The following is a 21406-nucleotide window of genomic DNA, read 5'->3' on the forward strand; positions in this document are numbered from 1 at the left end:
GGTGCTGTGCGGGAGTGGTGACTGAGAGCGGTGTCCGCTGCGCCGTCTCCAGTTTCAGGCCGCCCCGCTCCCGCGCGGACCGAGCCCTGACACGCCACAGAAGGGGGGTCAGAGGCCCGTGAACCTCTTGGCGGAATAGCTGCGGGGCGAGCGTGCGCCAGGGCGCTGGAGCGGCACCCAGAGCTTGTAGCGGTCGGCCCGGTAGTAGGAGACCGAGTAGTCCACGACGGACTTCGAGACGTAGGCATGCCGCTGGATCTTCAGCAGCGGCGCTCCCATGTCGACGTTCAACAGGCGGGCCGTCGACGGCGAGGCCGCCGTTGCCTCGATGGTGTCCTCGCCCCACTCCATGACGAGTCCGTACTGCTCGCTCAGCACCTGGTACAGGGACGTGGGCGGCGGACCGTCGACGAAGCCGGGGACACGGCTGGCGACGATGTAGTTCTCGTCGACGCTCATGGGCTCCTTGTCCGCAAGCAGGAGGCGACGGAACCGCACCACCGGTGTGCCCTCGTCGACCTGCAGCTCACGCGCCAGGTACGCGGACGCACCGATCTGCTCGAAGCTCAGGACCCGCGCGTCCGGCACCATCCCGCGGCGCTGCATCTCCTCGCTGTACGAGGTCAGCTTCATCTGCAGGTCGAGCTTCGGGCGGCTGACGAACGTGCCGAGGCCGACGATCCTGTCGAGCACTCCCTCGGCCACGAGGGCGTCGATGGCCTGCCGCACGGTCATGCGCGCCACGCCGAAGCGCAGGGAGAGGTCTCGTTCCGAGGGCAGGGCGGCACCCGGAGCCAACCGGGTGCTGATGTGCGATCGGAGGATCTCACGGAGCTGAACGTACATCGCCGTCTTGGAGGCGCGGTCCAGCTGGCCCTCAATGGCCTCTGCGTTGTCCACAGGACTCCTCATTTCTGGTTCCGACTCCATCGTGCCACAGGGCCCGGAATCGGCGGGAACGCCACCGGTGGTGAGGTCGCCCGCACAGTGCGCGCACGCAAACAAGGCCTGGGGCCAGCGTCCCTAAGGATGCCGGCCCCAGGCCTTATCAGAGCAGTGTTGGTGAGCGGTGCTCAGTGGGCGTGGTCGCCGCGGCTGTACTCGAAGACCCAGCCGACCAGCGCCACAAGCCCGAGCCCGGCGCCGATGAAGAGGATCCACCAGCCGACAGCCACGCCGAGGAACGCGATTGCGCACGCGGCGCCGAGGACCAGCGGCCACCAGCTCCATGGGCTGAAGTGCCCCTGCTCGCCGGCGCCCTCGTGGATCTCAGCGTCCTCGCGGTCCTCGGGACGCATGCCGACGCGCTTCGCGGTCACTCCGAGGTAGCTGCCGATCATCCCGGCGAGACCGCCGAGGAGGAGCATGCCGAGGATGCCGACCCACTCGGTCCAGTTGACGAGGAACCCATAGACGATCGCAACCGGGACGAAGAAGAATACGCCCGTGCCGAAGAGCCAGGATTCGATTTTCACTTGGTGCTGTCCTTACGGTCGGCGGAGGTCACGGCTGCGGCGGCGGTTCCTGCGTGCTGGATCGCACCGGCCATCGAGAGCTCCGGGTGGTGCAGGTCCAGTGCGGGGCGCTCCGAGCGGATGCGCGGCAGGGACGTGAAGTTGTGGCGCGGCGGCGGGCACGAGGTCGCCCACTCGAGCGAGGCGCCGAAGCCCCACGGATCGTCCACGGTGACCTTCTTGCCGCTGCGCGCCGTGATGTACACGTTCCAGAAGAACGGGATCAGGGAGGCGCCCAGGACGAACGAGGCGATCGTCGAGAACTGGTTCATCGCCGTGAAGTTGTCCTCGATCAGGTAGTCGGCGTAGCGACGGGGCATGCCCATGACGCCGAGCCAGTGCTGGATGAGGAACGTGCCGTGGAACCCGATGAGCAGGAGCCAGAAGTGGATCTTGCCGAGCCGCTCGTTGAGCATCTTGCCCGTCCACTTGGGCCACCAGAAGTAGAACCCTGCGAACATCGCGAAGACGACGGTGCCGAACACGACGTAGTGGAAGTGGGCCACCACGAAGTAGGTGTCGGAGACGTGGAAGTCCAGCGGCGGGGAGGCCAGGATGATGCCGGTCAGGCCACCGAAGAGGAAGGTGATGAGGAAGCCGAGGCTCCACAGCATCGGGGTCTCGAACGTGATCGAGCCGCGCCACATGGTGCCGATCCAGTTGAAGAACTTCACGCCGGTCGGAACGGCGATGAGCATCGTCATGAAGGAGAAGAACGGCAGCAGCACCGCGCCCGTGACGTACATGTGGTGCGCCCACACCGTGACCGACAGGGCGGCAATGGCAATGGTCGCGAACACGAGGCCCTTGTAGCCGAAGATCGGCTTGCGGCTGAAGACCGGGAAGATCTCGGAGACGATGCCGAAGAACGGCAGGGCGATGATGTACACCTCCGGGTGGCCGAAGAACCAGAAGAGGTGCTGCCAGAGGACGGCACCGCCGTTCTCAGGATCGAAGATGTGCGCGCCGAAGCGGCGGTCTGCGCCGAGGCCGAACAGGGCCGCCGCGAGCGGCGGGAACGCCATGAGGACCAGGATGCCGGTGATGAGCGTGTTCCAGGTGAAGATCGGCATGCGCCACATGGTCATGCCGGGAGCGCGCATGCAGATGATCGTGGTGATGAAGTTGACGGCGCCCATGATCGTGCCGAAGCCCGATAGCGCGAGGCCGAAGACCCACAGGTCGCCTCCCACGCCCGGAGTGAACGTTGTGTTCGACAGCGGCGCATAGGCGAACCAGCCGAACGAGGCGGCGCCCTGAGGGGTGATGAAGCCGGCGACCGCGATGGTGGAGCCGAAGAGGAAGAACCAGAAGGCCAGGGCGTTCAGACGCGGGAACGCCACGTCGGGGGCGCCGATCTGGAGCGGCATGATGACATTCGCGAAGCCGGCGAAGAGCGGAGTCGCGAACATCAGCAGCATCACCGTGCCGTGCATGGTGAACAGCTGGTTGTACTGCTCCTTGGTCTGGAGGATCTGCATGCCCGGCTCGAAGAGCTCAGCGCGGATGAGCAGGGCCATGACGCCACCGAGGCAGAAGAACACGAACGAGGCGATCAGGTACATGTACCCGATGGTCTTGTGGTCCGTGGAGGTGATCCAGTTGACGACGATGCGTCCCTTGGACTTCGGCACCACCGGCGCGCTCAGGGCGCCGGCTGAAGGCGACTGTGTATAGGTAGCCATGGTCCCTTACTTCTCGTTCAGGTTCGGGTTGCGGTCGTACTTCTCATCCAGCAGGCCCTTGTCGAGGCCGGCCAGGTGTGACTGGAACTCCGCCTCGGAGACGACCTTCACGCGGAACAGCATCTCCGAATGATACTCACCGCAGAGCTCGGCACACTTGCCGTCGTAGGTGCCCTCCTTCTGCGGGGTGAAGTACATCGTGTTGGGCTTGCCAGGGATCATGTCCCGCTTCTGCAGGAACGCAGGCACCCAGAAGGAGTGGATGACATCGCGCGAGGTGAGCTCGACGGTGACCGACTTGTTGACCGGCAGGTACAGCGTCGGCAGGGTGTCGAGGTTGTATGGCTGGCCAGTCAGGTGGGCCTGGACGCCGCCCTCGTGGACGTCCTCCTTGATGACGCCGCCCTGCTTGTAGTTGAAGTCCCACGACCACTGCTTGCCGACCACGTTGACGGTCACGTCGGGGTTCTGCTGCGGGGTGTCGACGGCGCGCTGGTCACGGTCGGTGAAGTAGAAGAACGTCACGATGAGGAACAGCGGGATCGCCGTGTAGAAGATCTCGAGCGGCAGGTTGTAGCTGATCTGGCGGGGGAAGCCGGTCGCGCCCTTGCGGCGGCGGTAGGCGACAACGCACCAGAGCATGAGGCCCCACGTGATGAGGCCGATCACCATGGCCGCGATCCACGAGTTCACCCAGAGGTCGGTCAGGATCCCCGTGTTGCTCGTGGTATCCCGCTCAGTGGGTAGCCAGCCACGCTGGACCTCGGATGAACATCCAGACAGTGCGAGCGCACTGGTCACGGCGACCGCCGAGACCGTGATGATGCGAGTGCGCTGGCTGCTGGTTCGGTTCTGCGACCTCACAGACGGCCCTTCCTCTTGGTGCTTCTCTCCGGTGACGGCGCAGCAGGCGAGCCAGCGCGCGCGAGACCGGGTGACATAGTTTTACTACTCGGTGTAGAGCTTACAACCATCCCCGGCGAATATCCCACATGTCCCGGACACGCGTCGGCCGTGCGTCCCGGAGGCCTTTGGGGTCCCGGTGCGCACGGCCGAATGCATGGCTCGAAATGCGGCTCAGTGGAAGGAATCACCGCATGCGCAGGAGCCCTGCGCATTGGGGTTGTCGATGGTGAAGCCCTGCTTCGAGATCGTGTCCTCGAAGTCGATGGTGGCGCCCGCGAGGTACGGCACGCTCATCTTGTCCACGACGACCTCGACGCCGTCGAAGTCTCGGACGGCATCGCCGTCGAGGAGGCGCTCGTCGAAGTAGAGCTGGTAGATGAGGCCCGAGCACCCGCCGGGCTGGACGGAGACGCGCAGGCGGAGGTCGGTGCGGCCTTCCTGCTCCAGGAGGCTGCGGACTTTGCCTGCGGCCACCTCGGTCAGGGTCACCTCGTGCGAGGCGAGCGCCTCGGAGGTCTCGTTGGTTGCAGTGCTCATTCCCTACCTTCTCTCGGTGCCACGGTGGCGGCGGGGCCGCCGGCGTCACGGGGCCTTCCATCCATGCTACGACTCCCCTCTCGCCCATCGCCAACCCTCTGGGCACAGATCACATGGCGCGTCCGAGTCCTGCCAGGAGCAGCGCCTCCGCGACGATGCACTTCTCGAAATCGCCCAGATGGAGGGACTCGTTGGCGCTGTGCGCGCGGGAATCCGGATCCTCGACGCCGGTGATGAGGACATCCGCGTCCGGGAAGACCTCCTTCAGGTCCGCGATGAACGGGATGGATCCGCCCATTCCGGTGCGGACCGCGGGCACCCCCCAGGCCGCTGCAAGCGCCCACAGCACGGTGCGGGCCGCTGCCGTCTCCGTGTCGGCGAGGTAGGCGCTCCCCTGCTCACCCGGAGTGAATGTCACGCGCGCTCCAAAAGGCGCGTGGTGCTCGAGGTGCCGCCGCAGGGCATCCATCGCCGCCGAGGGGTCCTGGCCCGGCGCGAGGCGGAGGCTGAACTTCGCCCGGGCACGTGGCTGGATCGTGTTGGAGGCGACGGCGACGCTCGGGACGTCGATGCCGATGATGGACAGTGCGGGCCGGGCCCACAGGCGCGCCGCGACGCTCCCACTGCCGGCGAGCCGGACCCCGTCCAGCACGCCCGCATCGCGCCGGTACTGGTCCTCGGGATAGTCGACGTCGGGATCATCCCCGGCGGTGAGGCCCGCCACCGCGACATTCCCCTCCTCGTCGTGGAGGGTCGCGATGAGTCTGGCCAGGAGCGTGGGCGCGTCGAGGACGGGGCCGCCGAACACACCCGAGTGGACCGCGTGCTCGAGGACCGAGACCTCGAAGGTGCCGTCGACGAGTCCTCGGAGACTCGTGGTGAGGGCCGGCTGCCCGACGGACCAGTTGCTCGAGTCCGCGACGACGATGACATCCGCGGCAAGCCGGTCGCGGTAGGTGTCCAGGAACGACCGGAAGCTCGGCGAGCCGGCCTCCTCCTCCCCCTCGATGAAGAGCGTGACCCCGACACCGCTGCGCTCGCCGAGGACCTCCTGGACCGCCCGGCATGCACCGAGGTGCACGAGCAGGCCAGCCTTGTCGTCCGCGGCGCCCCGTCCGTAGAGCCTGTCGCCGCGCTCGGTGGCAATGAACGGCTCGGAGTCCCACAGTTCGAGGTCGCCCGGGGGCTGGACATCGTGGTGGGCATAGAGCAGGACGGTCGGCTGGCCTGGGTCCGCTGGGCGGCTGGCCACCACGGCCGGACCGCCCAGCGTGCCGTCCGCCATGGGCGCACGGAGGATCTCGGCGTCTTCGAACCCGGCCGCGCGCACGAGGCGGAGCACCTCCTGGGCGCTGCGTTCCAGTTCTGCCGAAGGAAAAGCCGGCCATGCGATGCCGGGAACCGCGACAAGCGCGGACAGCTCGGCGACGGTTTCGCCGAAACGACGGGCGACGGCGTCGCGCAGCGCCGCGACCTCGTCTTCGGACAGGGGCGGCTCGATCGCATCTGAAGGCATGGCTTGACAGTACAAGGGGCGCCGTCCCCCATCAACGCTCCGCCCGGCCGGTATTCTAGGGAGGTGTTTGGACGCAAGAACGAGCCCGCCGCCGAGAGCCCCGGGCAGCCCGAAGAGGACCCCGCCCAGCCCCTGACGGGCAAAGGCACGCCGACCCCCCGTCGCAAGGACCAGGAGGCGGCCCGCCGGCGCCCCCTTGTCCCGACTGACAGGAAGGCCTCGAAAGCCGCCGAACGGCAGGCCGCCGCGGACGAGCGCGTCCGCGTGCGGCGCGCCCTCGAGACCGGGGACGAGCGCCACATGCCCTGGCGCGACCGCGGCCCGCAGAAGCGCTTCGCCCGCGACACGGTCGACGCGAGGTTCAACCTCGGCGAGTACCTCATGTTCGCCGCGCTCGCCTTCGTCGTCGCATCCTTCATCATTCCCCAGGACAGCCAGATGCAGATCTACATCCTGAGCTCGTTCTGGGTCGTGTTCCTCCTCGTCTTCGCGGACACGTTCTGGCTGTCGCGCCAGCTCAAGAAGCGGCTCACCGCCAAGTTCGGCGCGGTCGAGCGTGGGACGGTCTGGTACGGGAGCATGCGGGCCCTCCAGTTCCGCCCACTTCGGCTGCCCAAGCCGCAGGTGAAGCGGGGACAGTACCCCTCCTAGGCATCGCCCACCGCTGACCGCGCGACGGCGCGGCACCCACCCGGGTGCGGCGCCGTCGTCGTGCGTGGGGTCCCTCAGGCGCGGACCGCCGGGGCGCTGTGCCGGGCGAGGCCGCGGTTGACCTGTGCGGCCCAGAAGGGGCCCTCGTAGAGGAACGCCGTGTAGCCCTGCACGAGGGTGGCCCCGGCGTCGAGGCGCTCCCGGACGTCGTCTGCGGTCTCGACCCCGCCCACAGCGACGAGTGCGAGGCGGTCACCCACCGCGGCCTTGAGGCGCCTGAGCACCTCGAGCGAGCGGGCCTTGAGCGGCGCCCCGGAGAGGCCGCCTGCGCCGGCGGCCTCGACTGTCCCGGCAGGGCTGGCCAGGTTCTCGCGCCCAATAGTCGTGTTGGTGGCGATGATCCCCTCGAGGCCCAGGTCCAGGGCGAGGCGTGCGACGTCGTCGACATCCTCGTCGGAGAGGTCCGGGGCGATCTTGACCAGGAGGGGCACACGCCGGCCGGCGGCCCACTCGGATTCCTCGCGCACTGCGGCCAGCAGCGGGCGCAGGGACTCGGCGCTCTGCAGGAGCCGCAGGCCCGGGGTGTTGGGCGAGCTGACGTTCACCACCAGGTAGTCCGCGAGGGGGGCGAGCTCGCGTGCGCTCGCGCGGTAGTCGTCAACCGCGTGCTCGAGCTCGACCGCCTTCGTCTTGCCGATGTTGACCCCGATCACCGGCCGGCGCGCACCGTAGCGGGCCTCGAGCGCGGCGCGGGCGGCCGCGATCCGGGGAGCGACCGCAGCGGCGCCGTCGTTGTTGAACCCCATGCGGTTGACGACGGCGCGGTCCTCGATGAGGCGGAACAGGCGTGGCTTCGGATTGCCCGGCTGCGCCTGGCCGGTGATCGTCCCCACCTCGATGTGACCGAAGCCCAGCTCTGCGAGGGCCTCGATCCCCCGGCCCTCCTTGTCGAAGCCAGCCGCGAGGCCGAACGGTGACGGGAAGGAGACGCCGAAGGCCTCCGTTGCGAGCGCCGGCGCCGGCGCGGTGAACCGTTCCAGTACGCGGCCCAGGCCGCACGCGTGCACGGCACGGATCGCGCCGAAGCCGATCCGGTGCGCGCGCTCGGCGTCCATCCAGGAGAAGGCAGCACGGAAGAAGAGGGGGTAGAAGCGCATGGCTCTAGTCTCCCATGGCGGGACCGGCCTACCCTCGGATCGAGGAGCGCCGGAAAGGAACACGATGCTCGACTGGACTGACGACTTCCTCGGCCCCGGCGTCGAGGCGGCGCCGCTCGGGCGGGGACAGCACGGTGACTCGGGCACCCTCATCCGGTTCGCCCCCCACCGTCCGGCAGACGGTAGCGCGCCCGGCGCGCCCGGCGTCGGCCCCCAGCCGCCAGGCGCGCTCCTGTACGTGCACGGCTGGAGCGACTACTTCTTCAACCAGGAGCTCATGCACTTCGCCACGGACCGTGGCTACCGGTTCTACGCCCTCGACCTCCCGGAGCACGGGCGGAGCCTCACGGCGGGCGAGATGCCCGGCTTCGTGGGATCGACAGAACACTACCTCGAGAGCTTCGGCGTAGCAGTCGAGGCGGTGCGGGAGGACAGCGGCGCGCCGCCCGTCCTCATGGGGCACTCGACCGGAGGCCTTGCCGCGGCGCTCTACGCCCAACGCCATGAGCACCGGCTCGCCGGCGTCGTGCTCAGCAGCCCGTGGCTCGTGGCGCACGGCGGCGCTGCAACCGGCCGGCTCCTCGAGGCTGCGCTGCGCCCCGCCGCCATGAGGTGGCCGCGCGGGCGGCTGCCGCTGCCAGCGCGGGGCTACTTCTGGCGGGCTGTGGCCAAGGAGGCGGGCGGCGAGTGGGAGCTGCGGGAGGACCTCCGTCCCCGCAACGCCTTCCCGGTGCGGCTCGGGTGGCTCCACGGCGTGCTCGAGGGCCAGCGGATGCTGCGCACGGGCCCGCGCCTCCGGCTGCCGGTGCTCCTGCTCGCCTCAACCACCTCGGACACCGGCCTCGTCTGGCGCGAGCACATGCGCGAGCGCGACGCTGTGCTGTCCATCGCACCCATGCGGCGCGCCGCCGCGGGACTCTGCGACAATCTCGACGAAGCGCTCGTCGAGGGCGGCCTCCACGATGTCCTGCTCTCGAGCGGTGCTGCGCGGGCGGAAGCGTACGCTCGGCTCGGGCGCTGGCTCGACGGGCTCCGCGCCACGGCGCGGGCGACGCCGTCGCAGTCCTAGCCGACAGGCGCGCGGTCGACTGCGCCGCCGTAGCGCCGGTCGCGGCGGGCGTAGATCTCCACGGCCTCCCACAGAGTGCGGCGGTCCACGTCCGGCCAGAGGGTGTCGAGGAACACCATCTCGGCGTAGGCGGACTGCCATAGGAGGAAGTTGCTCAGCCGCTGCTCGCCCGAGCTGCGGAGGAAGAGGTCCACGTCCGGGAGGTCAGGCTCGTCGAGGTAGCGCTGGACGGTCTTCTCGGTCACCGAGCGGGCGCTGAGACGGCCGGCCTCGACCTCGCGCGCAATGGCTGCCACGGCGTCGGCGATCTCGGCCCTGCCCCCGTAGTTGACGCACATCGTCAGGTGGCACACGGAGTTCCCACGCGTGTACGCCTCGGCCTCCTCGAGCTCCTTGATCACCGAGCCCCAGAGCTTCGGCCGCCGCCCGGCCCAGCGGATGCGGACGCCCCACGAGTCCAGCGTGTTCCGCTGGCGCCGGAGCACGTCCTTGTTGAAGCCCATGAGGAACCGCACCTCCTCCGGGGAGCGCTTCCAGTTCTCGGTGGAGAACGCGTACACCGACACGTACTCGATGCCGAGCTCGATGGCGCCGGCCATGACGTCCAGGAGCGCCGGCTCCCCCGCCTTGTGCCCTTCGATCCGCGGCAGGCCGCGCTGGTTGGCCCAGCGGCCGTTGCCGTCCATCACGATGGCGACATGCCGTGGGACGAACTCGCGCGGGATGTCCGGCGCCTTCGCACCGCTCGGGTGCGGGTAGGGCGCGACCGGAGCGGTGCGTTCCGAGCGTGCTCGGCGGGGGGCGGCGGGGCTCAAGGGATGGTCACCTTCGGGCTCGGGGGCGGGTGGGTTTCAAGGGCTTCGCGCACGACGGCGGCGCCTCGCCGTCAGGGGACGGTCGGCTCCCGTTCGACGAGCCGGAGCGCGCCGACGGCACGTTCGAGATGCCACTGGGCGTAGGCCGCGACCAGTCCGGCCGCCTCGCGCCGCGCGCCCGGCTCGGAGGCGTCCGCTGTGGGCCAATCCCCCGCGAGGAGCGCGGCGAGGAGCCGCACCGTGTCAGGGGCGGGAGCCGGGGAGCCCGGAGGGCGACAGTCTGAGCAGACGATGCCGCCCAGGGCCGCGCTGAAGGCTCCGTGCGGGCCCGGCTCGCCGCACCGCGCGCAGTCTGTGAAGCTCGGTGCCCATCCGGCGGTGGCGAGCGCCCGCAGGAGGTACGAATCGAGGATGAGACCCGGCGCGTGGGCCCCCCTGCTCAGCGCGGCCAGTGCGCCGACCAGGAGCAGGTACTGGGAGGCCGAGGCGTCCGAGTCGGAGGCGGTGAGGCGCTCGGCGATCTCCGCCATCGCGGCGGCGACCGTGTAGCGAGGGTAGTCCGCTGCGATCGTGGTGCCGTAGCTGGCCCGGGCCGCCGCCTGTCCGACGATGTCGAGGGAACGGCCGTGGACGAGCTGCAGGTCTGCGACCATGAACGGCTCGAGCCGGGCCCCGAAGCGGCTCCTGGTCCGCCGTGCACCGCGCGCGACGGCCCGGACCTGGCCATGCTGGCGTGTCAGGAACACGACGATCCTGTCGGCCTCGCCGAGCTTGTACGTGCGCAGCACGACGCCGTCGTCCCGGTAGCTCCGGGATGCGAACGTCGACTCGGCCATGGGTGCCATTCTCCCACGGCAAGGGCTCTGGGACGTGCGACGGCGGCGGGAGGCACCCGCCGCCGTCGCACGCTGGCCAGGTGGCCGCTCAGGCCGCTTCGGCGTCCCGCAGGGCACGGTTGACTGCGGAGACGACAGCCTTGAGCGAGGACATCGACGTGTTCGCGTCGATCCCCACGCCCCACAGCACGCGCTCGCCGACCGCGCACTCGACGTACGCCGCGGCCCGGGCGTTCCCGCCCTCGGACAGCGCATGCTCGCTGTAGTCGAGGACTCGCACGTCGACGCCCTCCTGGGCGAAGATGTCCAGGAGCGCGGCGATCGGGCCGTTTCCGGTGCCCGTGCGGCGGACCTGGGTGCCGTCGACGCGCAGCGTGGCGTGCAGCGTCATCGTCCCGTCCTCGGTCGTCTCGGTGTTGAACGAGACGACGCCGTACCGGCCCCACTGTTTCCCGCCGTCCACCGAAGCTGCGGGCAGGTACTCGTCGCTGAAGATATTCCACAGCTCCGCGGCACTCACCTCGCCGCCGACCGTGTCGGTGCGGCGCTGGATCACGCCGGAGAACTCGATCTGCGCGCGCCGCGGCAGGTCGAGGTGGTGCTCGTTCTTCAGGAGGTAGGCGACGCCGCCCTTGCCCGACTGGGAGTTGACGCGGATGACCGCCTCGTAGCTGCGGCCCAGGTCCTTCGGATCGATGGGCAGGTAGGGCACCTGCCAGGGGAAGTCGCGCACGTCCTTGCCCGCGGCCGCGGCGTCCCGCTCGAGGGCCTCGAAGCCCTTCTTGATGGCGTCCTGGTGCGAGCCGGAGAACGCAGTGAAGACCAGGTCCCCGCCGTAGGGCACGCGCTCGCCGACCGGCAGCTGGTTGCAGTACTCGACCGTCCGGCGGATCTCGTCGATGTCCGAGAAGTCGATCATCGGATCCACGCCCTGGACGAACATGTTCAGGCCCAGTGTCACGAGGTCCACGTTGCCGGTGCGCTCTCCGTTTCCGAACAGGCAGCCCTCAATGCGGTCAGCGCCCGCCATGTACCCGAGTTCGGCGGCAGCCACGCCCGTCCCGCGGTCGTTGTGCGGGTGCAGGGACAGGATGATGCCCTCGCGCGGGTGCAGGTTCCGGCTCATCCACTCGATCGAGTCTGCGTAGACGTTCGGCGTGGCCATCTCGACCGTCGCCGGGAGGTTGACGATCACCTGGTTGTCGGCGCTCGCCTCGAAGACCTCGGCGACGGCATTGCACACGCGGGCCGCGTACTCGAGCTCGGTGCCGGTGAACGACTCTGGCGAGTACTCGTACGTGATGTGCGTGTCGGGGATGGTCTCCTCGTACTTCTTGCACAGGAGTGCGCCCTGGACGGCGATGTCCAGGATCCCGTCCTCGTCCTGGTTGAACACGACGCGCCGCTGCAGGATCGATGTCGAGTTGTAGAGGTGCACGATCGCCTGCTTGGAGCCGGCCAGGGCCTCGTAGGTGCGCTCGATCAGGTGTTCCCGGGCCTGGGTGAGCACCTGGATCGTGACGTCGTCCGGGATGTGGTTGCCGTCGATGAGCTGGCGCACGAAGTCGAAGTCGGTCTGGGACGCGGACGGGAACCCGACCTCGATCTCCTTGTAGCCCATGTCGACGAGGAGCTTGAACATCTTGAGCTTGCGGGCGGGGCTCATGGGGTCGATGAGCGCCTGGTTGCCGTCCCGGAGGTCGACCGCGCACCAGCGCGGGGCCTTCTCGATCCGCTTGTCGGGCCACGTCCGGTCCGGCAGTTCGACGGTGATCTGCTCGTGGAACGGGAGGTAGCGGTGGACCGGCATGCCCGAGGGCTTCTGAGCGTTGCGCATGGTTTTACTGTAGGCCTTTCTTCGCTGCTGGGATCCACGGCGGCCGGGCACGTGAACACTCCGCGGCGGGGGCGGCCTGCGCTGGATCAGCGCTGCGCGATCACCCTCGGCGATCAGCGACGTGAGGCCCCGCCACGGCAGCTAAGAAGAAGCAGCGCGGTTGGCACATCGTCACCATAGCATCCCTAAGATGAAGCAACCCCATACAGGAGGCACGATGACAAGCCAAGCCGCGCCGTCCGGCGTCGACCGCCAGTACTTCGACGACACCGTCCGTCCCCAGGACGACCTCTACCGCCACGTCAACGGCGGATGGCTCCGCTCCACCGAGATCCCGGCGGACCGCGCCCTCGTGGGCACGTTCGTCCAGCTGCGCGACCTGTCCGAGGAGAACGTGCGCGCGCTCATCGAGGACCTCGCCTCCGCCGAGCACCCCGCGGGGTCCGACGAGGAGAAGATCGGCGCGTTCTACCGGTCCTTCATGGACGCCGACGCCGTCGAGCGGCTCGGCGCGCAGCCGCTCGCCCCGCTCCTGGCCGAGATCGACGCCGTCGAGGACATCTCCTCGCTCGTGGCGGCCTCCGCCCGCCTCGGCCGCGGGGGCGCCGACGGCCTGCTCGGGTACTACGCGGCTCCCGACGCCGGCCAGCCCGACCGTGTGGTGCTCTACGTCTCCCAGAGCGGGCTCGGCCTCCCCGACGAGTCGTACTACCGGGAGGAGAAGTTCGCCGCGATCGTCGAGGCCTACGAGGCGTACCTGGCCGACATGTTCGCCCTCCTGGGCTCGGCGACCGCCGCCCAGGACGCCGCGGACGTGCTGGGCCTCGAGCGGCGCATCGCGGCCCTCCACTGGGACCGGGTCACATTGCGCGACCCGCAGAAGACGTACAACCTCCGGACCGAGGCCCAGGCCGTCGAGGCGTTCCCCCACTTTGCCCTCTGGGCCGAGGAGACCGGGGTGGCGGCTGACGCGCGGGCCGAGCTCGTCGTCGGGAACCCCGACTACCTCGCCGGGATCACCGCGCTGCTGGACGACGTCCCCCTGCGCACCTGGAGGCTCTGGCTCACTGGCCACCTCCTCGGCTCGACCGCGCCCTACCTGTCCTCCGCCTTCGTCGACCGGCACTTCGCCTTCTACGGCACCGTGCTGTCCGGGACACCGGAGAACAAGGAGCGCTGGAAGCGCGGTGTCGCGGCAGTCGAGGCCGGTCTCGGGATGGCGGTGGGCCGCCTGTACGTCGCCCGCCACTTCCCCGAGGAGCACAAGGAGTCGATGCGGGCTCTCGTGGACAACGTCGTCGAGGCCTATCGGCGCAGCATCTCCGTGCTGCCGTGGATGGGCGCCGAGACGCGTGAGCGCGCGCTCGCCAAGCTTGCAGCCTTCCGTCCCAAGATCGGCTACCCGGACGAGTGGATCGACTTCTCGCCGGTGGTCGTGGACGAGGCCGACCTGCTCGGGAACGTCCGCCGCGCCCACGCCGCGGAGCTGGACCGCCTGCTCGACGAGATCGGCAAGCCGGTGGACCGGGTCAAGTGGCTCATGACCCCGCAGACGGTCAACGCCTACTACCACCCGCTGATGAACGAGATCGTCTTCCCGGCCGCCATCCTCCAGGAGCCGTTCTTCCACCCCGAGGCGGACCCTGCGGTCAACTACGGCGGCATCGCGGCCGTGATCGGGCATGAGATCGGCCACGGGTTCGACGATCAGGGTTCCCAGTTCGACGGCGACGGCGCACTGCGGAACTGGTGGTCCGACGAGGACCGTGCGGCCTTCGAAGCGCTCACGGGCAAGCTCGTGGACCAGTTCGAGGTCCTCTCCCCCGCGGAGACCCCGGGCAGCACCGTCAACGGGCGGCTGACGCTCGGCGAGAACATCGGCGACCTCGGCGGCCTCGGCATCGCCTACAAGGCCTACCGGCTGAGCCTCGAAGGGCAGGAGCCCCCGGTGATCGACGGCCTCACCGGCCCGCAGCGCTTCTTCGTCTCGTGGGCGACAGTCTGGCGCCAGGTGTGCCGCCCGGAGGAGACGCAGCGCCGCCTCTCGATCGACCCGCACTCGCCGAACGAATTCCGCACGAATGCGATCGTGAAGAACCTCGATGCCTTCCACGAGGCCTTCGACGTGGCCGACGGCGACGCGATGTGGCTGGACCCCGAGGAGCGCGTCACCATCTGGTGAGTGCGGCCCCGCCGCGGCGGACGCTAGGTGTCAGTGGCCGAAGGCCGCCTGGCACGTGGCGTCCGCCGCGGTCTGCGCCACGACATTCTCCGGGACCGGGGCACTGTACTTCTCCCCGGCCGTGAAGTCCGAGCCGACGTAGAACTGGACGCCGCGGATGGCCGTGGAGGGCTGGACCTGGGCGGCCGGGAGCCCGAAGCGCGCGGCGATGTCAGTGGCGACGTCTTCGAATCCGGTGCTGTAGTACACGACGGTGGTGGCGCTGGGAGCGGCCGCGAACGTCTGCAGCTGGGCGAACCCGTCCGCCTTGAGGTGGCCGAGGATCTCCTGGGCTCGGCCTTGGACACCCGAGCCGTTGGCCACGCTGACCGGCTGGATCGCCTTGTTGTAGGCCGGAGGCGCGCTCCTCGGCGCCGCGCCGGTCTCCGTGGGCGCTGCGGACGCCGAGTCCGACGGCGACGCCGGCGCCGCACCCTTGGGCGCCGTGAGGTCGCGGCCCTCGCGCATCGCCTGGAACAGCCCCTCGGCGTCGGGCTCCTTGATCTGGACCCGGTTCGGGTCGTTGACGTACGGCTCCCAGGGCACTGTCACGAACGCGACCTTGGACAGGTCCACGTCCTTGAGCCTGCTCCCGATGGTCAGGAGGGACCTCGGGTTCGCGAGCCCGCTGTCGACCGTCAGGTTGCGCGTGATCGTGTCCGCGATGGAAAGCATCTTCGGCACGTCGGTCAGCGTCCCGTCAGACTTCACCTTGCGGGCGAGCGAGGCGAGGAAGGCCTGCTGCGACTTGATCCGGGACAAGTCGCTCCCGTCCCCCACTCCGTGGCGGCTGCGCAGGAACGCGAGGGCCTGTTCGCCCTGGACCGTGTTCGTCCCGGCGTTCAGCTTCAGGCCTGAGGCCGGGTCGTCGACGGCGGCGTTGACACACACCTGCACGCCGCCGATCGTGTTCGAGAGTTCCTTCACGGCATTGAAGTCCGCGAGCAGGAAATGGTCGACCGTGAGCCCGGTGATCTTGTTGATCGTATCCAGCAGGCAGCCCGGGCCGGCCTCGCTCATGGCGGAGTTGAGCTGGCCTGCGCTCTGGGCCGGATACGTCTGCTTGGTCTTGGGATCCGTGCACGCGGGAATCGGGACCATGAGGTCCCGGGGAAAGCTCGTCATGGAGATCTGGCGGTTGTCTGCCGAGATGTCCATGAGGATCATGACGTCGGAGTTGCCATAGCCGGCACTGTCCGCCTGGGAGCCGTACTCCTTGTTCGCGCCGTCGCGCGTGTCCGAGCCCATGATCAGGATCTGGAGTCGGTCGTTCGCGTCGCTTGACGCGTCGGCGGTGGCGCTCCCCGCCGAGAGCGGCGCCTGCTTGAGGTTCGACTGCAGCCTGAGCACCCAGTACCCGGCGAACACGATGACGCCGAGCAGCACGAAGGCCGCGACGGCTGCCGTCACGCGGAGCCAGAGGCGTTTCTTTCCGGGGGTGCGGGCATGCCGCGGCGTGGGGGAACCATCCCGACGCGCATGGTGCACGCCGCCGAGCCGCGGCGCGGCGTCATCAGCTCGTCGAGCCAAGGAGGGGGCCTTCCGTCAGGGTCCTGAGTCACTCCATGTTACTCGGTCGCCCTGTACGGCCGCTGGGAGACGCGGCTGGAGCGTCACGGTGTGGCCTACCCGAGTGAGGCCGTCTAGAAACCGAGCCTGCCCAGCTGCTTGGGGTCCCGCTGCCAGTCCTTGGCGACTTTGACGTGGAGGTCCAGGTAGATGCGCGTGCCGAGCAGCGCCTCGATCCCGCGCCGCGCGGCAGTCCCGACCTCGCGGAGCCGCGAGCCTCCCCGACCGATGATGATGGCCTTCTGCGACGGCCGCTCCACGAATAGGTTCACCCGGACGTCGAGCAGGGGGTTGTCCTCGCTGCGGCCCTCCCGGGGCACGATCTCCTCGACCACGACGGCGAGCGAGTGCGGGAGCTCGTCGCGCACGCCCTCGAGCGCCGCCTCGCGGATGAGCTCCGCGACCATGACCGCCTCGGGCTCGTCCGTGAGCTCGCCGTCCGGGTACAGCGGTGGTGAGGAAGGCATGTGGCCGATGAGGACGTCTTCGACCGTCTTGACCTGGTAGCCGTCCTGGGCCGAGACCGGCACGAGGTCGCTCCAGCCCTCTCCGCCGACAACCTCCCGGCCCAGAGCCTCGACGGCGAGGAGCTGCTCGGCCAGTGCGGCACGGTCCACGAGATCGGCCTTCGTCACGAGCGCCACGATCGGCTTCCGGGGAACCCCTGCCAACTGGTTCGCGATGTACCTGTCCCCGGGGCCGATCCGTTCGTTCGCCGGAATGCAGAACCCGATGGCGTCCACCTCCGAGAGGGTCTCGGCCACGAGGTCGTTCAGTCGCTGGCCCAGGAGGGTGCGCGGCCGGTGCAGGCCTGGCGTGTCGACGAGGATCAGCTGGCCGTCGGAGCGGTGCACGATCCCGCGGATCGTGTGCCGCGTCGTCTGGGGCTTGGCCGAGGTGATGGCGACCTTCTGGCCGACGAGCGCGTTGGTCAGAGTCGACTTGCCCGCGTTCGGCCGCCCGACGAGCACCGCGAATCCGGCCCGGTAGTCCGGCGCTGTGCCGTGTCCTGCGGAGGTCTCAGCCATGGTTGGTCCCTGCTTCTTCGTTCTCGTCGGTGGTGGTCGGTTCGTGCACTCGTTCTGCCAGGATGTGGCTCACCCGGTTCCGCCGGCCTTCGATGCGCTCGGCGGTGAGCTGCACCCCGTGGATCTCGGCGGAGCTCCCCACGATCGGCACCCGCCCCAGAGCCTTGGCCAGGAGGCCGCCCACGGTCTCGACCTCGTCGTCCTCGATGTCGAGGTCGAACAGCTCCCCGAGGTCATCGAGGCTCATCCGGGCGGCAACCCGGAACCGCCCGTCGCCGAGGGGGACTGATTCGGCCGCGTCGTCGTCGTACTCGTCGACGATCTCGCCGACGATCTCCTCGATGAGGTCCTCCAGGGTCACGAGGCCCGCGGTCCCGCCGTACTCGTCGACCACGATCGCGAGGTGGATCGACTCCCTCTGGAGTTCCTTGAGCAGCTCGTCCACGGGCTTGGACTCAGGGACGAATCGGGGTTCCCGGGCAAGGTCCTCGACGCGCCCGGCGGCCGCGGCCGGGTCTTGGTGCAGGCGGGCGGCGACATCCTTCAGGTAGAGGATGCCCACGACGTCGTCGAGGCTTTCGCGGAACACGGGCACGCGGGAGCATCCGGAGCGGAGGAAGAGGCTCATCGCCTGCGCGAAGGTGGAGCCGGCCTCGATCGAGATGATGTCGGTGCGCGGCACCATCACGGCGCGCACGAGCGTCTCCCCCAGCTCGAACACGGACTGGAGCAGCTCCGCCTGCTCCTCCTCGAAGTCCTCGGCATCGCTCGCGCGCTCGACGAACTCGCGGAGCTCGGTCGAGCTGTAGGTGGCTTCCTCGCTGCCCGGATCGGTTCCGGTGGCCCGGCTCCCGAGGGAGACCAGCCAGCCCGGGACCGGCCCCAGCGCGATGCGCAGCCCGCTCACGAGGGGGGCCGAGGCGACCGCCACCGGCAGCGCGTGCTGGCGGCCGAGCTGGCGCGGGGAGACGCCGACGAGGAGGAACCCGACAAGCGCCATGACGGCGGTGGCGGCCAGGCCCGCCAGCCACACGTTGTCGAGCAGGCTGAAGGCGAGGACCGCCACCGCAACAGCCGCCGCAGTCTCGAACCAGATGCGCCAGAACCGCAGGGCGTGCAGGTGCGGGACGGGGTCCCCGAGGATCCTTGCGAGGGCGGCCGCCTGGCCCGCTTCGATCCGCTCCTCGGCGTCGTGCCGCGGGAGGAAGGCGAGCGCGGCCTCCGCGGCCGTGAGGAGCCCCGCGAGGGCTACGAAGACCAGCGCCAGGACAGAGAGGAGGACCGGGGTCACGCCACCGTCTCGCTCGGGGCAGGGCGGCCGAGGAACTCGGTGAGCAGCTCCCTCTGGAGCGTGAACATCTCGTCCCTTTCCTCCGGCTCCGCGTGGTCGAAGCCCAGGAGGTGCAGGATGCCGTGGGTGGCGAGGAGGAGCATCTCGTCGTCGGTCGAGTGCCCCCCGCGCTTCGCCTGTTCCGCGGCGACCTGGGGACAGATGGCGATGTCGCCCAGCATCCCCTGCGGGGTCTGGCGGCCGGGGGTCCCCGGGGTCAGCTCGTCCATCGGGACTGAGAGCACGTCGGTCGGCCCGGGCTCGTCCATGAGCTCGACGTGCAGGCGCTCCATCGCCTGCTCGTCCACGAGGAGGACCGAGAGCTCGGTCTGGGGATGGAGCCACAGGCGCTCGAACACGAAACGGGCCAGACGGACGAGTGCCTCCGCGTCGACGGCCACGCCGGACTCGTTGTTGACTTCGATGCTCACTGGTCCAGCTTAGTCGGCGTCGGACCGTCGGGCGCCTGGGTGCGGGCCCGGGCACGACGGCGCTCCTGTGCGGCGCGCTGCTCGTCGTCCCAGCGCCCGTATGCGTCGACGATGTCGCTCACGAGCCGGTGCCGAACGACGTCGGAAGCCTCGAGGACGGAGAAGCTGACGTCCTCGACGCCGGCCAGGATCTGCTGCACCACGCGCAGCCCGGAAGCCGTCCCCGACGGGAGGTCGACCTGCGTCACGTCCCCCGTGACCACCATCTTGGAGCCGAACCCCAGACGGGTCAGGAACATCTTCATCTGCTCGGGGGTCGTGTTCTGCGCCTCGTCGAGGATGATGAACGCGTCGTTGAGGGTGCGGCCGCGCATGTACGCCAGCGGCGCGACCTCGATGGTCCCCGCAGCCATGAGCCGCGGGATGGACTCGGGGTCCATCATGTCGTGCAGCGCGTCGTACAGCGGGCGGAGGTAGGGGTCGATCTTGTCGCTCAGTGTTCCCGGCAGGAAGCCCAGCCTCTCCCCCGCCTCGACCGCCGGCCGCGTGAGGATGATCCGGCTGACGTCCTTGTGCTGGAGTGCCTGGACGGCCTTGGCCATCGCCAGGTAGGTCTTGCCGGTGCCGGCGGGCCCGATGCCGAAGATGACCGTGTGTGCGTCGATCGCGTCGACGTAGTTCTTCTGGTTGGCCGTCTTCGGGCGGATCGTGCGGCCCCGGCTGGAGAGGATGTTGTGGGTGAGCACCTCGGACGGGCTTGATACCGTCTGGGTGCGCAGCATCGACACGAGCTGGGCCAGCGAGGCGGTGGTCACGGCCGTGCCCTGGCCGGCCATCGCCGAGACCTCCTCGAAGAGCCGACGGATGTGCGGCACCTCTTCAGGAGGGCCGACGATCGTGAGCTCGTTGCCGCGCGCGTGGAAGGAGACTGCGGGGAACTGCTCCTCGATGAAGCGCAGCGCTTCATCGTGCGGGCCGAGGATCTGGACCATCTCCTCGCTCGAGCCGAATCGGAGCACCTCGGTGCGTGCTGCCGGGGTCGTGTGCGGGAAGTCCGCTGTCACAGGCCGTCTCTCTCCTCGTCCGGGCCGAACCCTCGCGTCGACCCTACGCCGGGCCGCTCGCGTGCCGCCCGTGGCGCCCATCCTACTGCCGCGGCGCCGTCCGGCGACCCGATGGGAGCCAGAGGCTGGCAACGTCTCAATCGCGCATCACTTGGGACACGGCTGCCTCCACGGGGGCTTCCGCGCGCCGGTGCTGTGCCAAGCTGGAATGTGGCCCGGGCACCCCGACGGCGTCCCGGCTGCCCCGGACACGAGCGACGCCCTCGGGGCGACGACGATCAGCGGAGGATGCATGGGACCCACAGCGCTGCGCGCGCGCTGCCGGCTCTGGCCGGCTGTGCCTGCGGTGCTCGCGGCTGCCGTGGTCTCGCTCGCGGGCTGCACGGCCGTCGGGTCACCCCAGCCGAGCATCGCCGCCGGGGCCACCGCGAGCCAGGTCCCCGGCAACACCCAGCCCTCGGCACCCCTCGAGACATCCCAGACCTCGGCGAAGGCCCCGGTGTACTGGCTGGGGCGGGCCAAGGACGGCGTGTACCTGTACCGCGAGTTCCGGGACGCGGGCGGCCAGGACAATCCCATCGCGACCGCCCTGCGCCTCATGATGTCCCAGAAGCCGCTCGACCCTGACTACTTCAGTCCCTGGCAGACGCCGAAGAAGCTCGCCGCGTCGGTCTCGGGACGGAACGTGATCACCGTGGATGTGTCGGCGGACGCCTTCAACACCGGCGTGGACGAGCCGACAGCCCAGCTCGCGGTGCAGCAGCTCGTCTACACCGCGACAGCGGCCGCTGCGAGTGCCGGCCTCATCGACTCGGACCAGCCGATCTCGGTCATGCTCCTCGTCGATGGGCACACCTCCCAGCTCGCCTTCGAGCGGGTGCAGCTCGGCCAGCTCATGCAGCGCGACCCCTCGATGCTGGCCCCGGCCTGGATCATCGACCCCCAGGAAGGCGTGGGGCTCGACGGGCCGCTGAAGGTGTTCGGCAGGTCGACCCGGGCGGACCAGGAGCTCGGCTGGCAGGTGCTCCGCAGGGATTCGCCGGGCAAGTCCTCCGTCTACCTCAGCGGGACCGTGGCCCCGGGCACCCAGAGCTCGCGTCCCGGCGAATTCACCTTCACGGTCAACCTGCCCCCGGGCGACTACGAGGTCCGGGTGCTGCCCAAGGAGGAGGCCTCCGCCGTCCCCAACACCGGGAACACCGCCTGGGACTCGAAGGACGTGCACGTCGGGCCCTGAGGA

The 21406-nt window shown here is 69.5% G+C and carries 19 protein-coding genes; 4 read left to right on the top strand and 15 right to left on the bottom strand.

The window, feature by feature from the left end; all coding sequences use genetic code 11:
- Window positions 1-108: 108 nt before the first annotated feature.
- The 6 genes from ABD298_RS02745 to ABD298_RS02770 form a co-directional block, all read right to left on the bottom strand.
- Window positions 109-846: a GntR family transcriptional regulator gene (locus ABD298_RS02745; RefSeq protein WP_425564340.1), complete on the bottom strand. Its 738-nt coding sequence runs from the start codon at window positions 844-846 to the stop codon at window positions 109-111.
- 227 nt (window positions 847-1073) lie between these two features.
- Complete coding sequence (locus ABD298_RS02750) at window positions 1074-1475, bottom strand: cytochrome c oxidase subunit 4 (RefSeq protein WP_344298177.1); 402 nt, start codon at window positions 1473-1475, stop codon at window positions 1074-1076.
- Window positions 1472-3199, bottom strand: a complete 1728-nt coding sequence (gene ctaD, locus ABD298_RS02755) for an aa3-type cytochrome oxidase subunit I (protein ID WP_344298178.1) — start codon at window positions 3197-3199, stop codon at window positions 1472-1474. The genes ABD298_RS02750 and ctaD overlap by 4 nt, the downstream gene beginning before the upstream one ends.
- Window positions 3200-3205: 6 nt before the next feature.
- Window positions 3206-4063: an aa3-type cytochrome oxidase subunit II gene (gene ctaC / locus ABD298_RS02760; protein ID WP_344298179.1), complete on the bottom strand. Its 858-nt coding sequence runs from the start codon at window positions 4061-4063 to the stop codon at window positions 3206-3208.
- Between the two features lie 213 nt (window positions 4064-4276).
- Window positions 4277-4642, bottom strand: coding sequence for a HesB/IscA family protein (locus tag ABD298_RS02765; RefSeq protein WP_208712586.1), 366 nt, complete (start codon window positions 4640-4642; stop codon window positions 4277-4279).
- 109 nt (window positions 4643-4751) lie between these two features.
- On the bottom strand, window positions 4752-6158 hold the full coding sequence (locus ABD298_RS02770; protein ID WP_344298180.1) for a dipeptidase: 1407 nt from the start codon (window positions 6156-6158) through the stop codon (window positions 4752-4754).
- Window positions 6159-6221: 63 nt separating this feature from the next.
- Between ABD298_RS02770 and ABD298_RS02775 the strand changes: the two genes are divergently transcribed.
- A complete protein-coding gene (locus ABD298_RS02775) occupies window positions 6222-6809 on the top strand; it encodes a DUF3043 domain-containing protein (protein ID WP_208712588.1) in 588 nt (195 codons plus the stop codon).
- Window positions 6810-6883: 74 nt separating this feature from the next.
- Here ABD298_RS02775 and ABD298_RS02780 read toward each other — a convergent pair whose 3' ends face one another.
- Window positions 6884-7966: a quinone-dependent dihydroorotate dehydrogenase gene (locus ABD298_RS02780; protein WP_344298181.1), complete on the bottom strand. Its 1083-nt coding sequence runs from the start codon at window positions 7964-7966 to the stop codon at window positions 6884-6886.
- A 64-nt stretch (window positions 7967-8030) separates the two neighbouring features.
- Between ABD298_RS02780 and ABD298_RS02785 the strand changes: the two genes are divergently transcribed.
- Complete coding sequence (locus ABD298_RS02785; protein ID WP_344298182.1) at window positions 8031-9035, top strand: alpha/beta hydrolase; 1005 nt, start codon at window positions 8031-8033, stop codon at window positions 9033-9035.
- On the opposite strand, the gene ABD298_RS02790 is transcribed toward ABD298_RS02785, so the two are convergent.
- From ABD298_RS02790 to leuA, 3 genes are all read right to left on the bottom strand, one after another.
- Window positions 9032-9850 (bottom strand): isoprenyl transferase, encoded by an 819-nt coding sequence (locus tag ABD298_RS02790; RefSeq protein WP_344298183.1) that lies wholly within the window; start codon window positions 9848-9850, stop codon window positions 9032-9034. The genes ABD298_RS02785 and ABD298_RS02790 overlap by 4 nt on opposite strands.
- Before the next feature lie 71 nt (window positions 9851-9921).
- The gene (recO, locus tag ABD298_RS02795; protein WP_344298184.1) at window positions 9922-10686 is read right to left on the bottom strand and encodes a DNA repair protein RecO; all 765 of its coding nucleotides are present in this window, start codon (window positions 10684-10686) and stop codon (window positions 9922-9924) included.
- Between the two features lie 88 nt (window positions 10687-10774).
- Window positions 10775-12523, bottom strand: coding sequence for a 2-isopropylmalate synthase (leuA, locus tag ABD298_RS02800; protein WP_344298185.1), 1749 nt, complete (start codon window positions 12521-12523; stop codon window positions 10775-10777).
- Window positions 12524-12740: 217 nt separating this feature from the next.
- Between leuA and ABD298_RS02805 the strand changes: the two genes are divergently transcribed.
- Window positions 12741-14705 (top strand): M13 family metallopeptidase, encoded by a 1965-nt coding sequence (locus ABD298_RS02805; protein WP_344298186.1) that lies wholly within the window; start codon window positions 12741-12743, stop codon window positions 14703-14705.
- Window positions 14706-14735: 30 nt separating this feature from the next.
- On the opposite strand, the gene ABD298_RS02810 is transcribed toward ABD298_RS02805, so the two are convergent.
- The 5 genes from ABD298_RS02810 to ABD298_RS02830 all read right to left on the bottom strand — a co-directional run bounded on the left by ABD298_RS02810 (window position 14736) and on the right by ABD298_RS02830 (window position 20247).
- Window positions 14736-16154 carry an LCP family protein gene (locus tag ABD298_RS02810; RefSeq protein WP_344298187.1) on the bottom strand — a complete coding sequence of 473 codons (1419 nt, stop codon included), beginning with the start codon at window positions 16152-16154 and terminating at the stop codon, window positions 14736-14738.
- 233 nt (window positions 16155-16387) lie between these two features.
- On the bottom strand, window positions 16388-17341 hold the full coding sequence (gene era / locus ABD298_RS02815) for a GTPase Era (protein WP_344298188.1): 954 nt from the start codon (window positions 17339-17341) through the stop codon (window positions 16388-16390).
- Window positions 17334-18632: a hemolysin family protein gene (locus ABD298_RS02820; RefSeq protein ID WP_344298189.1), complete on the bottom strand. Its 1299-nt coding sequence runs from the start codon at window positions 18630-18632 to the stop codon at window positions 17334-17336. The genes era and ABD298_RS02820 overlap by 8 nt, the downstream gene beginning before the upstream one ends.
- Window positions 18629-19102: an rRNA maturation RNase YbeY gene (gene ybeY / locus ABD298_RS02825; RefSeq protein ID WP_344298190.1), complete on the bottom strand. Its 474-nt coding sequence runs from the start codon at window positions 19100-19102 to the stop codon at window positions 18629-18631. Before ybeY ends, ABD298_RS02820 begins: the two co-directional genes overlap by 4 nt.
- The gene (locus ABD298_RS02830; protein ID WP_425564284.1) at window positions 19099-20247 is read right to left on the bottom strand and encodes a PhoH family protein; all 1149 of its coding nucleotides are present in this window, start codon (window positions 20245-20247) and stop codon (window positions 19099-19101) included. The genes ybeY and ABD298_RS02830 overlap by 4 nt, the downstream gene beginning before the upstream one ends.
- A gap of 211 nt (window positions 20248-20458) precedes the next feature.
- On the opposite strand from ABD298_RS02830, the gene ABD298_RS02835 reads away from it, so the two are divergent.
- Window positions 20459-21403: a GerMN domain-containing protein gene (locus tag ABD298_RS02835; RefSeq protein WP_344298191.1), complete on the top strand. Its 945-nt coding sequence runs from the start codon at window positions 20459-20461 to the stop codon at window positions 21401-21403.
- Window positions 21404-21406 lie beyond the last annotated feature (3 nt).

It is taken from the genome of Sinomonas flava, from assembly GCF_039531875.1.
Lineage (GTDB): Bacteria > Actinomycetota > Actinomycetes > Actinomycetales > Micrococcaceae > Sinomonas > Sinomonas flava.

Bases quoted from the DNA above. Each gene is read 5' to 3' on its own strand.
- era (WP_344298188.1), bottom strand. From the start codon at position 17,341: ATGGCTGAGACCTCCGCAGGACACGGCACAGCGCCGGACTACCGGGCC.
- ABD298_RS02765 (WP_208712586.1), bottom strand. From the start codon at position 4,642: ATGAGCACTGCAACCAACGAGACCTCCGAGGCGCTCGCCTCGCACGAG.
- leuA (WP_344298185.1), bottom strand. From the start codon at position 12,523: ATGCGCAACGCTCAGAAGCCCTCGGGCATGCCGGTCCACCGCTACCTC.
- ABD298_RS02745 (WP_425564340.1), bottom strand. From the start codon at position 846: ATGTACGTTCAGCTCCGTGAGATCCTCCGATCGCACATCAGCACCCGG.
- ABD298_RS02835 (WP_344298191.1), top strand. From the start codon at position 20,459: ATGGGACCCACAGCGCTGCGCGCGCGCTGCCGGCTCTGGCCGGCTGTG.
- ABD298_RS02780 (WP_344298181.1), bottom strand. From the start codon at position 7,966: ATGCGCTTCTACCCCCTCTTCTTCCGTGCTGCCTTCTCCTGGATGGAC.
- recO (WP_344298184.1), bottom strand. From the start codon at position 10,686: ATGGCCGAGTCGACGTTCGCATCCCGGAGCTACCGGGACGACGGCGTC.
- ABD298_RS02805 (WP_344298186.1), top strand. From the start codon at position 12,741: ATGACAAGCCAAGCCGCGCCGTCCGGCGTCGACCGCCAGTACTTCGAC.
- ABD298_RS02830 (WP_425564284.1), bottom strand. From the start codon at position 20,247: ATGGGCGCCACGGGCGGCACGCGAGCGGCCCGGCGTAGGGTCGACGCG.
- ABD298_RS02785 (WP_344298182.1), top strand. From the start codon at position 8,031: ATGCTCGACTGGACTGACGACTTCCTCGGCCCCGGCGTCGAGGCGGCG.
- ABD298_RS02770 (WP_344298180.1), bottom strand. From the start codon at position 6,158: ATGCCTTCAGATGCGATCGAGCCGCCCCTGTCCGAAGACGAGGTCGCG.
- ctaD (WP_344298178.1), bottom strand. From the start codon at position 3,199: ATGGCTACCTATACACAGTCGCCTTCAGCCGGCGCCCTGAGCGCGCCG.